The 14591-nt window shown below is 38.5% G+C and carries 8 protein-coding genes and 2 pseudogenes; 5 read left to right on the plus strand and 5 right to left on the minus strand.

The genetic code is table 11. The features are described 5' to 3' along the window. Positions 1-64: 64 nt before the first annotated feature. Complete coding sequence (pbpG, locus tag EL341_RS06925) at positions 65-994, minus strand: D-alanyl-D-alanine endopeptidase (RefSeq protein WP_074821138.1); 930 nt, start codon at positions 992-994, stop codon at positions 65-67. Between the two features lie 275 nt (positions 995-1269). Here pbpG and EL341_RS06930 point away from each other — a divergent pair, with 275 nt between their 5' ends. Next, positions 1270-1974: a Dph6-related ATP pyrophosphatase gene (locus tag EL341_RS06930; RefSeq protein WP_074821141.1), complete on the plus strand. Its 705-nt coding sequence runs from the start codon at positions 1270-1272 to the stop codon at positions 1972-1974. 16 nt (positions 1975-1990) lie between these two features. On the opposite strand, the gene EL341_RS06935 is transcribed toward EL341_RS06930, so the two are convergent. After that, the gene (locus EL341_RS06935; protein ID WP_074821144.1) at positions 1991-2977 is read right to left on the minus strand and encodes a glycosyltransferase family 9 protein; all 987 of its coding nucleotides are present in this window, start codon (positions 2975-2977) and stop codon (positions 1991-1993) included. A 963-nt stretch (positions 2978-3940) separates the two neighbouring features. On the opposite strand from EL341_RS06935, the gene EL341_RS06940 reads away from it, so the two are divergent. The 3 genes from EL341_RS06940 (at position 3941) to EL341_RS06950 (ending at position 9068) form a co-directional block, all read left to right on the plus strand. After that, positions 3941-6307, plus strand: coding sequence for an autotransporter outer membrane beta-barrel domain-containing protein (locus EL341_RS06940; protein ID WP_114986506.1), 2367 nt, complete (start codon positions 3941-3943; stop codon positions 6305-6307). Between the two features lie 461 nt (positions 6308-6768). Continuing rightward, complete coding sequence (locus EL341_RS06945) at positions 6769-8145, plus strand: AAA family ATPase (RefSeq protein WP_126467423.1); 1377 nt, start codon at positions 6769-6771, stop codon at positions 8143-8145. Positions 8146-8147: 2 nt separating this feature from the next. Further along, a complete protein-coding gene (locus EL341_RS06950; RefSeq protein WP_126467425.1) occupies positions 8148-9068 on the plus strand; it encodes a DUF4435 domain-containing protein in 921 nt (306 codons plus the stop codon). Positions 9069-9129: 61 nt separating this feature from the next. On the opposite strand, the gene dusC is transcribed toward EL341_RS06950, so the two are convergent. Next, positions 9130-10077 carry a tRNA dihydrouridine(16) synthase DusC gene (dusC, locus tag EL341_RS06955; RefSeq protein WP_126467427.1) on the minus strand — a complete coding sequence of 316 codons (948 nt, stop codon included), beginning with the start codon at positions 10075-10077 and terminating at the stop codon, positions 9130-9132. A gap of 123 nt (positions 10078-10200) precedes the next feature. Continuing rightward, positions 10201-10491 (minus strand): annotated as a pseudogene (locus EL341_RS06960) (tRNA-dihydrouridine synthase); the annotation flags it as partial. Between the two features lie 761 nt (positions 10492-11252). Between EL341_RS06960 and EL341_RS06965 the strand changes: the two are divergent. After that, the gene (locus EL341_RS06965) at positions 11253-13631 is read left to right on the plus strand and encodes an autotransporter outer membrane beta-barrel domain-containing protein (RefSeq protein ID WP_126467431.1); all 2379 of its coding nucleotides are present in this window, start codon (positions 11253-11255) and stop codon (positions 13629-13631) included. Between the two features lie 244 nt (positions 13632-13875). Here EL341_RS06965 and EL341_RS06970 read toward each other — a convergent pair. Beyond that, positions 13876-14169, minus strand: a pseudogene (locus EL341_RS06970) (tRNA-dihydrouridine synthase); the annotation flags it as partial. Positions 14170-14591: the final 422 nt, after the last annotated feature.

Below are 14591 nucleotides of genomic sequence, written 5' to 3' on the forward strand. Positions count from 1 at the left end.
TCGTCTTCAAGATCAGACCCCGGTTTTCACCGGGGTGACGAAGGGCAGATACCGCGTGTAGACATTATCCTTGGCGTAAGGATTTAGCTTTCTGTTTCTTAGTATTTTTATTACTGACTTCGGCAATTGATAGACTTTGACCGGATTCCATCCAATTACGTAAGCGATTCGCATCGGCAAAATGGGTGTACTTACCATAAGCATCAAGCATGACCAGCGCGACTTCTCGGTTGCCAATGGTGGTACGCATGGTTAAACAACGGCCAGCTTCATCGGTGTAGCCCGTTTTAGTCAGTTGAATTTTCCAATCATGATTGCGGATGAGGTGATTGGTATTGTGAAATTCAAGGGTATATCGTGGATTCTCAAACGAAACGGTTTTCCCCTCAGTGGTACTGAGCTGGCTGAGCATGGGATATTTCTTGGTTGCGATGACCAAGCGACTTAAGTCTCTGGCCGTGGAGACATTCTTCTCTGATAAGCCGGTAGGCTCAACATAGCGAGTATTCTTCATACCAAGAGATTTAGCTTTGGCATTCATCGCCTTAATAAAAGCGCGATAGCCACCGGGGTAGTTGTGAGCCAGACTAGCTGCCGCTCGGTTTTCTGAAGACATTAAAGCTAACAGCAGCATTTCCTTACGGGTTATTTCACTACCCACTTTTACGCGGGAGAAAACCCCTCTTAATTCTTTGGTTTCATTAATTTTTACCGGAATGACCTGGGTTAATGGTTGCTTGGCGTCCAGTACCACCATCGCAGTCATCAGTTTAGTTAGGGAAGCGATAGGAACCACTTTATCCGGATTACTGGAATAGAGCACCTTGCGGCTTTGTATATCCACCACTAACGCACTTTTTGACGAAAGCTCAGGCTTAGCCGGTGAGCTTTGGGAAACCCCGTGCGTATTCTTAGCCGATACTGTGGTAGCCGCCAGAAATCCCGAAGTGAAAATCGCCAGACTTAATAAAGTAAAACGAATTTGTGTGCGCATATGATGATGACTTCAATAAATTATTAATGAATGAACAGAATGTTCGACCAGTGAAATTATAATTTATGCTTTAACTCTACGAACAGTAAAACAACGACTTATTCAGCTTAATATGGGGTGATTATTTGTAAGTAATTGTATTTTTCTGCTGATTTATAGATAGTTATAGTTCTAGCTAAGGAATTAAGCCATTTTTTGATATGATTTTTTATTCAGTTAATCATTAAGATCCCACTACATGGATTTACTTAGCATAATAATCAGGTGAGTTTCAGGTGAAAAACGTCCGTCTTCAACCGCAAAAACAGCCGGTAATGGTCGCCACTTCCGGTGGTAAAGATGCCACTCTGGCGCTGCATCGTCTGCGCCATGATGCAAGGTTTGCTGAATATCAGCCGATTGGTTTAATGACAATGTTTGATGCGAATACCGGTCGATCAACCGCCCACCATATCCGCCAGAACGTTTTACAGGCTCAGGCTGATGCCTTGGGGCTTGAGCTGCATATATTAACGCTGGAAGATAAACGCGGTCATGCCTATGCGGATTACGATGATAAGGTTGGGCAGTTTTATCAGGAGCTTGTTCAGCAGGGAATTAATCATGTGATGTACGGCGATATTCATCTGGAGGATGTTAAAGCCTATCGGGATAACCTCAACCAACGCCACGGTGTGCAGGGAGTTTATCCGTTATGGGGGGCAACGACGCAACAGGTGACGGACGAGTTTCTGGATTTGGGCTATAAAACCACTATTGTTGCCGTTGATGGCACTCGACTGAGTTCAGACTATCTGGGACAAATAATTGATACGCAACTATTGGATAATTTGCCGGAAGGGATCGATCGCTGTGCGGAATATGGTGAATATCATACTTTTTGCCTTGATGGCCCGATGTTTACTAAGGCTGTAGAAATCCGCCAAGGTGAACTGTGGACGGATGGACGCAATAACTATGTTGATTTGCTGTTGAGATGAATGTTTGTGAGCTTCTTTAAGGTAAAACAGCCTTGTTTGAAGGGGATGAGATAAGAAAGGTTTCAACGGCCTTTTTAATTTCAATTTCAGGAATGTTATTAACATTGTTGGTATCAAAGAGACAGATTGCCTGTTCCGATAGCGGCCCCCATTTCTCTAATGATGTTCCCGCGTACAGAGCTACCAGATTCTTGTTCATGCAAGCAGCAAAGTGACATATCCCGCCATCACCAACCAGAACGATATCGGCCAGATTGAGTACTGATAAGAAGCTGTTTAAATCAGGGGTAATAAATATCTGTGATGGCATATTGAGGGCATGTTGTAGTTCCTTTGCTTGCTTTTTATCTTTCTTATGGCAGGAAATGATCAAGCTAATATCATGTTTTTTATAAATATCATTGGCGATACTTGCTAATGATGTTGATGAGAGTGTACTGCTGATTCGGTTATTGGATACTGAAACTAACAGATAGGGGGAAGGTAATGATACAGAGAGCGGAGTCAGTCTATTGAGACTAATTTTGGGGTAAAGATCAGAAGAAATATGTTGGATCGCCGGATCAAAAATTCGCAGACATTGTAGTGCCTGATGGCCTATTTTATACAAATCTGCGTTTCGTGGATGATTGATAAATTTTGAATGCCAGCTTTTCTCATCAACAATCGCCAGATTATGTTTACCGCCAAGAACAGCCAGAAATAGGTTATTTAACTTCATGGGTGATGATTTCACCGAAATCACCAGATCAAATTTTTCAGCACGGTATGTTAAACCAGCTCTTAGTAACGAAAGATATTTGTTTCCGGCAGGGATAACGACCGTTTTAAGATGAGTAAAAAAGTAGGGGACGATGCTGTGATTACGTTCATCAACGAATAACGTAATCACAGCATCTGGATAGGTTTTCTCCAGATGCATGATGAGTGGAACTGCGCAGATAAAATCTCCAAATCCATTTCGGCGAACGATGGCAATTTTTCTAATATCCTGTTGGTACATGTTCTTGTTCGTTCCCTCAAATCATTGGCTAAATTGATACGATCTTTTCTATTAATTGATGCTTACTTATTGATCGTTCTGGATAGACTCCATCGTTTGTGAAAACGATAATATATTAAATTGATCTGTTTTGACTATCAATAAGTTAATTGTAATCGGTTTTAACGATTAAATCTATTGATAATGGATTATCGATCGTTAGTATCGATCGATTGAGTGGGATAAGGATGGTTTAGTATTTAGGGGTAATTAATCTACTATTCGTTTCAACATTACACGCTTCAGATTCACTGGACAGATAGAATTGATAAAAAGCATCGGTATCTTGCATAGAAAAGATATATTCGTCACTCTGAATATAATCGGCAATATTGACTTAATGGGGTAAGAATGTGCGAATGGTTATACTTTATATAAAAAAACCATATAAATTCAATATAACAATCTGCAATCCTTATCATGTGTGAGTTTTAGTTTTGCTGTTTTTTGCTTATTTTGTTTTTTATATTAATTTAAAATGAAGCTCTTTTGTTTTTGTTTTTCAATTTTTTTATTCTTTTTTATTACTTTTTATTTTTTTAACTATTTCATTCGGTTTTTTATATTTCTATTTTAAATCAATTGGTTGTTTGTTTTTCTTTCATTTTATAGCATGATTTTTATTGAGAGATAAGCTGTGGCTGAGATTGGGCTCTCTATTTTAGGTGGTTATTCTTCGTGGTATGATTTAAATGGTTGGCTTATGCCAGTTTATTAATTTAATTTGTTTTTATTTGTAATTTCAATTACAGATTTATTATTCTGATTCATTAACTAAATAACTCATGTATATCTGTTGTATATAATATAAATACTCATGTGATTTTTTGGCATTCTAAATTTAAATAAGTTTAGTTTAGGCCACGATTTAGTATTTTTTATAAAAGTGCACGGTAAATAACAAGGAAAGAAGGAACTATCGTTATGGAATATGGTTTACGTAAAACGTATTTAAGCTTGGTTATTTCATCTATTTTCACTGCATCTCTATCCGTGTCCGCTTATGCCGCCCCTTGTGGTGGATATAGTGTTAAAAACGTTTGCGAGCAAGATAAATTTGGACCAGATGAGTTCTATAGTATTAGCCCCGGAGATGGTGTTTCCATCGGTAGTGAAGATCATCATTTTATTCTGAACGGTGATGGTTATGAACTTTATAATCCACAGGCTCATTTTCGCGCGCAGATAACTTCAGGTACCGTTAAATATACTGAAATGAATAATAGCCGGCTGAATGTTAGCTTGACCAGTTTTAGCGGTAATTCAACGAGTTATTATGGCCGGGCAGAAAATACCACATTAAATGATAGTTTAATGTGGGTAACAACGACGGCAGATCAAACGGTAGCCAAAGGAAAATCAAAGATTGTCGTATCTACTCAGTTTAGCAACAGAGGGGAGGCTTTTGTTAGTGTCGATAATGATGGTTTAATTTCGTATGCGCCGTTAGTAACGAATAGCCGTTATTATGACACTTCAGGTGAGATGCTTTGGGGTATAAGGGATGAGTCAAAAAATTGGGATACTCAAGCGACAACACAAAATTCGGTTTTTTTTGATCACAGCGAGCAAGTTATTGAGTCAAGTGGCCACAGTATTGATGCCGAGTTTAACGATAGCTCGAATCAATGGGTGAAGGTCGAAGGAGTATCTAGCGGAGCGCGCTTTTATGGTTCTGCAATGCAGTTAATATCCGCAGGCGGTGAGGCGAAAGATACTTCATTAAATGACCATGCTTCCTCCCGAGTAGGGATGGGGGGCTTGCTGAGTGGAACCACGCAGCTAAATGATGCTGCGACCCTTTATATGGATACCGCCGGTCGCGATGGTGCCGTGGCGGACAAGGTGGTACTCAACGGCGAAAATAGCGCCTTGGTGGTCAATTATAGTGATGAAAATGATGCTTTTGCTACGGTGAATGACCTGAATATGATCGGTGGTACGGTAAGTTTTGAGAACGGTGGTGCTGATAACTACGTTAATCTGCATTTAGGCTCGCTTTCTGGCTCCGGCGTATTTAGCTTCAATACCACGATTAATCAGGGCAAGGGAAATACGTTGTTTGTTGATAATGCCAGCGGAAGCCATAAAGTGATGATTACCGATTCGGGGGAAGAGATAACTTCCGCCGAGAATCTGACGCTGAATATCATTAATGATAAAAGTAGCGGCGCTGATTTTTCTTTAGCCTCTATTTCCGGTGAGAATATTGCCGGTGTTGACGGTGGTACATACATGTATAGCCTTAAACAGCAAAGTGGCAAAGATGGTTTAGCCGGTAGCGTGTGGTATTTAGGAGCCGACTGGCAACCCGCTCAAGAAATAGAACCAGAAATAATGTCTCCGCTAACCCCGCCAAACGGCTCTAAAAAAACCACACCATCAACCGATGCAGTGCTCAGTTTAGCCTCAGCCAGCCAGTTTATTTTTGATGGTGAATTACAAACTCTACGTCAGAGAAAGGGAGATTTAAAGACTGGTGTTGGTCATGATTATGGGACATGGGGGCGTTATTTAACCAATAACACTCGGGTTGAAACTTCATCGGGTGCGGCCTATAAGCTACAGCAGAATGGCGTTGAGATTGGTGTAGATAAGGCAATAAGCTTAGACTCAGGAAAAGTGCTGATTGGCGGATTAACCGCCTACAGTAACAATAAGTTGAAACATGCGCGCGGCGGTAACAGTGAGATAGATAGCTATAGCCTGGGTATTTATGCCACTTATTTGGATAACCTTGGTTATTATCTTGACGGTGTCATAAAAGCCAACCGCTTTAATCATTCTCTCAATGCCCGGATGACCAGCGGTAATACCGTCAAGAGCGATTATCATCAGAACGCTATCGGGGCGGCGATTGAAACGGGTTATAACTATCAGGCCGGTTTGGGGATGTCTATTGAACCTTACTTGCGAGCCAGCTACTTTAGTGCTGAAAGCAAAAGTATCACCTTGAATAATGGTATGAAGGCTGATATTGATCAAAATCATTCAGCGAAAGGGGAAGTGGGTATCACCGTTGGCAAAGCATTTGACTTAAACAATGGCACCAAGCTTAGCCCTTATGTGCGAGCGGCGATTGAACATGAGTTTATCCGTTCGAACAAAGTACGAATAAACCAACGCTATGATTTCAATAACGATTTTTCAGGTGATATTGGCAAATATGGTGTGGGTCTGAGTGCTCAAATTACCGCTCAAACCTCACTATATATGGAGATGGATTACCGTAAAGGCAGTCAGGTTGAAACGCCGATTGAAGGAAATCTGGGCTTCCGGTTTAATTTTTAATTAATCGTAGCTTCAGAAGGTGGTTTCTGTGCATTCTTCATAGTGGCCGGAAATTGCATAGCGTAACTAAATGAACAGTAGACTAACGAAAGCAGAATTAAACATTTTTTTAACATGGTAAATCCTCTAGGTTGTGTTGGTACGATTTTTGACTAATTGGCACTTACTCATTGATCGTTATGGATAGATGCCATGATTTAGGAAAAGATCATATACCATTTTGATCCGTTATAACTATCAATAAATGAATTAAGATCGATTTTAACGATTAAACCTATCAATAGAAGATTACCGATCGTTTCTAACGATCGATCATCAACTATTAATAAATGTTGATTTGGAAACAGTGACATAGATAGATATGATGTTGTTTTTGAGTTAATCTGTTTTTAGATGGTCTAAAGATAATTTTTAGTACTTTATGAATTTATATAAATTCTGTGTTAGCAAAGGAGATTTTTATGAGTGATATTTTTTTGAAGAAAATAATTTTAGAAAAAATTCATAATAGATATAATTTGTCAATAGAATTTAATGAAACGCTCAATATACTGCATGGAAGAAATGGAGCAGGGAAATCGACATTAATTCATGTAATTGCTAATGTCGTGAATTGCGATTTTGTGAGGTTTGCATTTCTCAACTTTGAAAAAATTGAGATTTATTATAATAACGGAAAAAAGATAATTATAAGTCAGTCAAAGGATGAAAAGGGAAGGCATATAACGATAACATTAGGAAGCGAAGAGTTTTTTACTTTCAGTGTGGCGGATGCATATTCTGCTGTTAAAGAAGTAAAAGACGAAAAATATCATATTAATGAACCACCACCTTTTTTACTAAGAAGAATAAGTGAATTTTCTAAAAAACATGAATTAAAAATGACAAATTCATCATACTTCCCTGCATTCAGAACGATGTTAGAGGCTTGGGGAGCTTATCCAGAATCATCTTATGAAAGGCGATATTATAAAAACGGAGTATCTAGTAAGAGATTTAATTCATTTGCAAGAGAATTATTCGGTCAGTTCATGCCAGATATAAATTATCCAGCTCCCGTTGATATAGAGGACGGTGTGAAGGAGGAAATTAGACGAGCACAGATGGGAATTGCTCGTTTTGAAAGTAGAATATTTTCTGACTCTTTTGTTAAGGTGTTCTCTGCGTTAATTAGAGGTAATTCTAAAGAAGAAATAGTACCTGATACGATACTTCAAGATATTGAGAAGTTGACAATATCACAAGAAAATACTGTGAAAATAAATTATTATGAAGAGTATTCTAAAATTTATTCTGAGATTAGAACATTAATTAATAATAACATTAACAATGGAATAGAAACATCAGTGTCGGGCGCTTTGGCGGTATATCGGGATGCATTAAAAGAAAGGTTAGAGTATCAAGAACGGGCTTATTCGGAAATAGATAGTTATTTTAATTCTGTAAACTCATTTCTAGATGAAAAAGAAATAGCTTATGAGTTCGACATTGAGAAAAGAAATCCAAAGGTGGGGTTAAAATTTCCTGATAATACTTGGAGCAGTATTAAGGTGATGTCTTCAGGTGAGCGGCAATTGCTTACAATGCTTTATGCTGCTTCGAGAATGAGTAAAGATGCTATAGTGCTAATCGATGAACCTGAAATATCACTACATATAGATTGGCAAGAGGAACTTTTAGAAAATATGCTATCACAGCTTAGTGGTCGCCAAATCATTATTTGTACCCATTCACCGTCAATTGCAACTGGATATGAAGATAAAATGATACCTATTTCTCCTCAATTCGTTTCATCACTTAATGGCAAAGTTAGTAGTGAATTTGAAGAGGAAGAATAATTTTGAATAATTTATCATATGATGTGAATAGTTATATAACCATGCTTCAAATGAGTTCTAAACAGAGAGTTTTAGTTGAGGGTAGAAGCGACCGAATACACTTAAAAAATTTGCTTTCACATTTTAAAATGTCAAGAAAAACACAAATAGATACAGCTCAAGATATTCGTGGAAACTCTGATAAAAATAAAAAATGTAATCGTCAGAAAATTGAAGATATACACGCACTATGTCATGAAATAAAAAGCACTTACTTCTTGTGTGATAGGGAATTTCGTGAGTTTAACATAACGGATAAGATTGATGATAATTTGAAAACGCATTTTCAAAGAAATCAATTATTTTGGACTTTAGGACATTCATTAGAAAATTATTTTTTTGAAATTGATATATTATCCGATGCATATTCATATCTATCTTTTTCTGAATACAAATCTGAAGCAATAAGTAAGTTTGAGCAGATATTACCTTCTGCATTTTTAATTATTGCTGCAATATCATTGTCAGCTATGGAGTGTAAGTCTGCGAGTTATCCGATGGGCATCATAAAATGGAATAATTTTATTTTAAAGGAAAATACAGTAAGCTTGGATGAAAAAATTATTTATGATAATGATATAAATAGAAGTTTTATATCTTCATTAAATAAATTTTTACCTATAATGATAAAATCTAATCCTATTGATTGCTCTAGATTGTGTCGAGGACATACTGGTATTATTATGCTTCAACGATTATTTAGTGCTTGTCTTTATGAAACCGCTAGAGAACATAACGAAGACATTGCTTTAGAATATGCAACTAGATTTAATAATCTTTCTGAGGAAAATGTATCATGTGCCCTGTCAGAAAGTTGGTCAAGACAAGTTAAAGCCCAACAAGCTCAATACCCTGAACCATTAATAAACCGCCTTATTAGTTAATGGGTATCAAAATTCAGCCTAATCAATGTAAGTGAATTGGGCTGAATTGATAGAGTTAATTCTATTTATAGTTTATAAAACTTTTATTTATTAATTTATGGAGACTTTTCCTGTCATTAGTCGATCTAACGATGGAAAATAGCTCATGAGCTTCGCTATATTCTTTTTTCAAGTATCCTAACCATTGTTTAGTTCTAGCTATATTGTAATACCCAGTATCATACGGATTTTCGGTCTGCACGTATATTTGAAGTAGTGCCAGCACGCGTTCCCAAGGCATTTTATCCTGCTGATGCTTAACTACTGCCCCAAGATTCGGTACATTCAACGCGCCTCGACCAATCATTATCCCATCACAGCCAGTAATATCTAAACAGCGTTGACCATCTTCATAGTTCCAGATCTCACCATTAGCAATCACTGGAATAGATAACCGCTGGCGTATTTCACCAATGGCCTGCCAGTTAATTTTATCTGCTTTATAGCCATCTTCTTTGGTTCGGCCATGAATGGTAATTTCACTAGCTCCGCCTTGCTGAACAGCATCGGCAATTTCAAAGCGATGGTCGATTGAGTCCCAACCTAAACGGATTTTAACCGATACGTTTTGTTCGGATGAAACTGCATTACGGATAGCTTTAGTTACCTGATAAATAGTTTCTGGACTACGTAATAAGCTGGCACCACCATCACCGCCTGTAACTCTTTTAGCCGGACAACCACAATTCACATCAATTCCATGTGAACCCATTTCAGTTGCTCTAAAGGCATTTTCAGCCATCCACTCAGGAGAGTTGCCTAATAGTTGAACTCGAATTGGCGTGCCAGATTTAGTTCTTCCACCATTATGCAGTTCAGGGCAAAGACGGTAGAAAGATTTTTGTGGAAGTAGGGTATTAACCACACGGACGAACTCAGTGACGCAAAGATCGTAATCATTAACTTCTGTGAGAAGTTCACGAACAAAGGCATCCAATACACCTTCCATTGGAGCAAGCATTACACGCATGGGATCACCGAGTAGATAGAATTAATAGAAATACCGAGCTATTTTCGCATGATAAAGCAATGTACACCATCTTAGGAACTGTATAGAGTCTCTTATCTGTATACATTCAGTAAAGTTTGCTCAACCGCAGTTGAGATCGATACCATGTGAACCCATCTCAACCGCTCTGGCGGCGTTTTCTGCCATCCACTGCGGTGAGTTACCCAGTAATTGCACGCGAACCGGTGTACCGGACTTGGTACGTCCACCGTTATGTAGCTCAGGGCAGAGGCGATAGAAGGCCTTCGTTGATAGCAGGGTATGCACCACGCGTACAAACTCCGTTACGCAGAGATCGTAGTCGTTAATTTCCGTGAGTAATTCACGAACATAAGCATCCAATACGCCTTCCATTGGCGCCAACATTACACGCATCAGGTTCACCGAGTAGATAAAATTGTTCAAAAGCGGCGGCATTCTCGCATGGAAAAGAGAGATCTGCCATCTTGAGATAGTTGGCAAGATTGATTTGATGGGTAAGTGTGGGTAACTGGTTCTATTTTATATAAAATAAATAGAATTCATGTATTAAGGTGTTATTTTTGTGGGTGTTTTGTTTTCTTGGTTTTGATTTTTTATTGGAGTGCCCTGTTTTTTATATGTTTTTTTGTTTTTTATTTTAGTTTTGTTTTTTATTTGTTTTTTTTGTTATTTTGTTTTTTTCATTTTTAATTAAATTTTATGCATATTATTTTTGTTTTTTTTCAATGTTGTTTTTTTATCGTTATTACTTTTGTTTTAACTCACGCATTTAAAATATATGATTTTGTATTTTTCATTTAAAATCATATGGTTGAGTTTATTTTTTTATTTTAAGTATTTATTTAAATAAATAAAGTACGTATTTGTCTTTGTTATTTTTATTAATTTTTTTGTTTTTGATGATTATTTTATATGTTAGGATATAAAAATCAGGTCTGTAATTTTGTTATTGTAATAGGTTCTGATTGCTATATTGATTTTTAGACTTAACATTTCAATTGATTAAATTTAAAGTGCATTATGCTTTTGTTTTTCATGGCAAAAATATGCTCTATAACTTTTTCATTCTAAATTTAAATAAATTTAGTTTAGGCCGAAATTTGGTTTTTTATAAACATGTACGGCGAACGACAAGGAAACAAGGAACTGTCATTATGGAATATGGTTTACGTAAAACGTATTTAAGCTTGGTTATTTCATCTATTTTCACGGCATCTCTATCCGTGTCCGCTTATGCTGCCCCTTGTGGTGATGATAGCATTACGCAAATTTGCGAACAGGATAAGTTTGCAGCGGGAGAGTTCTATACCATTTCACCTGGTGATGGTGTTTCCATTGGTAGTGAAGATAATCATTTTGTCCTGAACGGTGATGGATATGAGAGGTATGATCCATTAGCTCACTTTTACGCTGAGATAGTTTCTGGCACCGTTAAATATACTGAAATGAATAACAGTCGGTTGATTGTTAGCGGAATGACTGCGGATGATGCGACTTCGACGCGTTATGATGGCCGGGCAGAAAATACCACATTAAATGATAGTTTAATGTGGGTAACAACGACGGCAGATCAAACGGTAGCCAAAGGAAAATCAGAGGTTATTGTATCTACCCAGTTTGCGAAGGAGGGAAGTACCTGGGTTCAGTGGAATGATGATGGTTCAGTTTTTTGGTCTGCGCCGTTAGTGACAAATAGCCGCTATTATGACACTTCAGGTGAGAGGATTCGGGGTATAAAGCGTGAGGATAAAAATTGGGATACTCTGGCGGTATCACAAAACTCGGTTTTCTTTGATAGCAGCCATCAAACTGTTTTGTTAAATGGCCATAGTATTGATGCCGAGTTTAACGATAATTCAGCTCAGCAGGTTGAAGAACAGGGATTATCGAGTGGCGCGCGCTTTTATGGTTCAGCCAGTCAACTGATATCTGAATATGGAGAGGCAAAGGACACCTCATTAAATGACCATGCATACTCCCGAGTGAATGTTAGGGGGTTGCTGAGTGGAACCACACAGGTTAATGACGCAGCGATCCTTTATATGGATACTGCCGGTCGCGATGGTGCCGTGGCGGATAAGGTGGTGCTCAACGGCGAAAATAGTGCCTTGGTGGTCAATTATAGTGATGAAAATGATGCTTTTGCTACGGTGAATGAGCTGAATATGATCGGTGGTACGGTGAGCTTTGAGAACGGTGGTGCTGATAACTACGTTAATCTGCATTTGGGATCGCTCTCTGGCTCCGGCGTGTTTAACTTTAATACCACGCTTAATCAGGGCAAGGGAAATACGTTGTTTGTTGATAATGCCAGTGGAAGCCATAAGGTAATGATTACCGATTCAGGTGAAGAGATAACTTCCGCTGAAAATCTGACGCTGAATATCATTAATGATAAAAGTAGCGGCGCTGATTTTTCTTTAGCCTCTATTTCCGGGGAGAATATTGCTGCTGTTGATGGTGGTACATATATGTATAGCCTTAAACAACAAAGTGGCAAAGATGGTTTAGCCGGTAACGTGTGGTATTTAGGGGCTGACTGGCAAGCCGATCAAGAACCAGAACCAGAACCAGAAATAACAACTCCGCTGACCCCGCCAATCGTGTCTAAAAAAACTACGCCGTCAACTGATGCGGTACTCAACATGGCGTCAGCCAGCCAGTTTATTTTTGATGGCGAATTACAAACGCTACGTCAGAGAAAGGGAGATTTAAAGACTGGTGTTGGTCATGATTATGGGACATGGGGGCGTTATTTAACCAATAACACTCGTGTTGAAACTTCATCCGGTGCGGCCTATAAGTTACAGCAGGATGGCCTTGAGATTGGTGTAGATAAGGCCATAAGTTTAGCTGCCGGAAAGTTAGTACTCGGTGGTTTCACTGCCTACAGTAATAATAAATTGAAAAATGCGCGCGGTGGTAACAGTGATATAGATAGCTATAGTCTGGGTGTTTATGCCACTTATTTGGATAACCTTGGTTATTACCTTGATGGTGTCATAAAAGCCAACCGTTTTAATCATTCTCTTAATGCCCGGATGACCAGCGGTAATACCGCCAAGAGCGAGTATCATCAGAACGCTATCGGGGCGGCGATTGAAACGGGTTATAACTACCAGGCTGGTTGGGGAATGTTTATTGAGCCTTACTTGCGTGCCAGCTACTTTAGCGCTGAAAGCAAAAGTATCACCTTGAATAATGGTATGAAGGCCGATATTGATCAAAGTCGTTCTGCGAAAGGGGAAGCGGGTGTCACCGTTGGTAAAGCGTTTGACCTAAACAATGGTGCCAAGCTGAGCCCTTATGTGCGAGCGGCGATTGAACGTGAGTTTATTCGTTCGAATAAAGTGCGAATTAACCAACGCAATGACTTCAATAACGATTTTTCAGGTGATATTGGCAAATATGGTGTGGGTCTGAGTGCTCAAATTACCGCTCAAACCTCACTATATATGGAGATGGATTACCGTAAAGGCAGTCAGGTTGAAACGCCGATTGAAGGTAATCTGGGCTTCCGCATTAATTTTTAATTAATAACGCAATTTGCCTATTATGAACCGAAGAGGTGTGAATCTCTTCGGTTTTCGTGTATTTAATGATACTGAAGGGTAATGGGGTGCTTTCTTTTTTGTCTTAAGCTGTTTTAACTAAGCTAACCTCGGCTGTAAATGCCTGAATTTGCCAAGCCAGATATTTAGCATTATTACTTGCTCGAATAACAGTCAATAGCTCTGAAGCTTGTTGGTATTCCTTCTTTTAATACCCCAGTCACTGCTTAGTCGGGCAACCGCCGTTGAGAACGATACCATGGGAACCCATCTCAACCGTTCTGGCGGCGTTTTCTACCATCCACTGCGGTGAGTTACCCAGTAATTGCACGCGAACCGGTGTACTTGATTTGGTGCGTCCTCCATTATGTAGCTCAGGACAGAGGCGATAGAAGGCCTTCGGTAATAGGAGGGTATACAGCACACGTACAAACTCCGTTACGCAGAGATCGTAGATGAGTAGTCGTTCACGAATATAAGCATCCAATACGCCTTCCATTGGCGCCAGCATTACACGCATCAGGTTCACCGAATAGATAGAATTGATAAAAGCAGCGGCATTCTCGCGTGGAAAAGAGAGATTCGCTATTTTGAGTAGGGGGTGAGGTGTAGCGGGTAAGAACTATTTAGTGGGTAATAATTTAAATAATGATTATTTTTATATGGATCAAATATAAAAATGTTATTTAAATATGGTTTTATCTTTATCTATATGATTTTGGTTTGAGTTGTTTTATTTTTATTTTTAATTTTATTTAAAACTCTTTTATTTTTTAATTTTTCAATATTGTTGCTTTATTTTTAAAATATTTTCATTAAAAGTGGTTTTTATTTTTTCCTTTAAAAACAATTGATTGCCATTTAATCCCTTACGAGTAGTATTGTCATGACGATCGATTTATTGCTTTTAATAGTTACCACCTATCAAATGATTTGTATCGA

The organism is Pragia fontium, assembly GCF_900638655.1.
In the GTDB taxonomy this organism is placed as follows: Bacteria; Pseudomonadota; Gammaproteobacteria; order Enterobacterales; family Enterobacteriaceae; genus Pragia; species Pragia fontium.

Excerpts from the sequence above, each read along its gene's own strand:
- pbpG (WP_074821138.1), bottom strand. The coding sequence starts at position 994 with ATGCGCACACAAATTCGTTTTACTTTATTAAGTCTGGCGATTTTCACT.
- EL341_RS06935 (WP_074821144.1), bottom strand. The coding sequence starts at position 2,977 with ATGTACCAACAGGATATTAGAAAAATTGCCATCGTTCGCCGAAATGGA.
- EL341_RS06940 (WP_114986506.1), top strand. The coding sequence starts at position 3,941 with ATGGAATATGGTTTACGTAAAACGTATTTAAGCTTGGTTATTTCATCT.
- EL341_RS06945 (WP_126467423.1), top strand. The coding sequence starts at position 6,769 with ATGAGTGATATTTTTTTGAAGAAAATAATTTTAGAAAAAATTCATAAT.
- dusC (WP_126467427.1), bottom strand. The coding sequence starts at position 10,077 with ATGCGTGTAATGCTTGCTCCAATGGAAGGTGTATTGGATGCCTTTGTT.
- EL341_RS06965 (WP_126467431.1), top strand. The coding sequence starts at position 11,253 with ATGGAATATGGTTTACGTAAAACGTATTTAAGCTTGGTTATTTCATCT.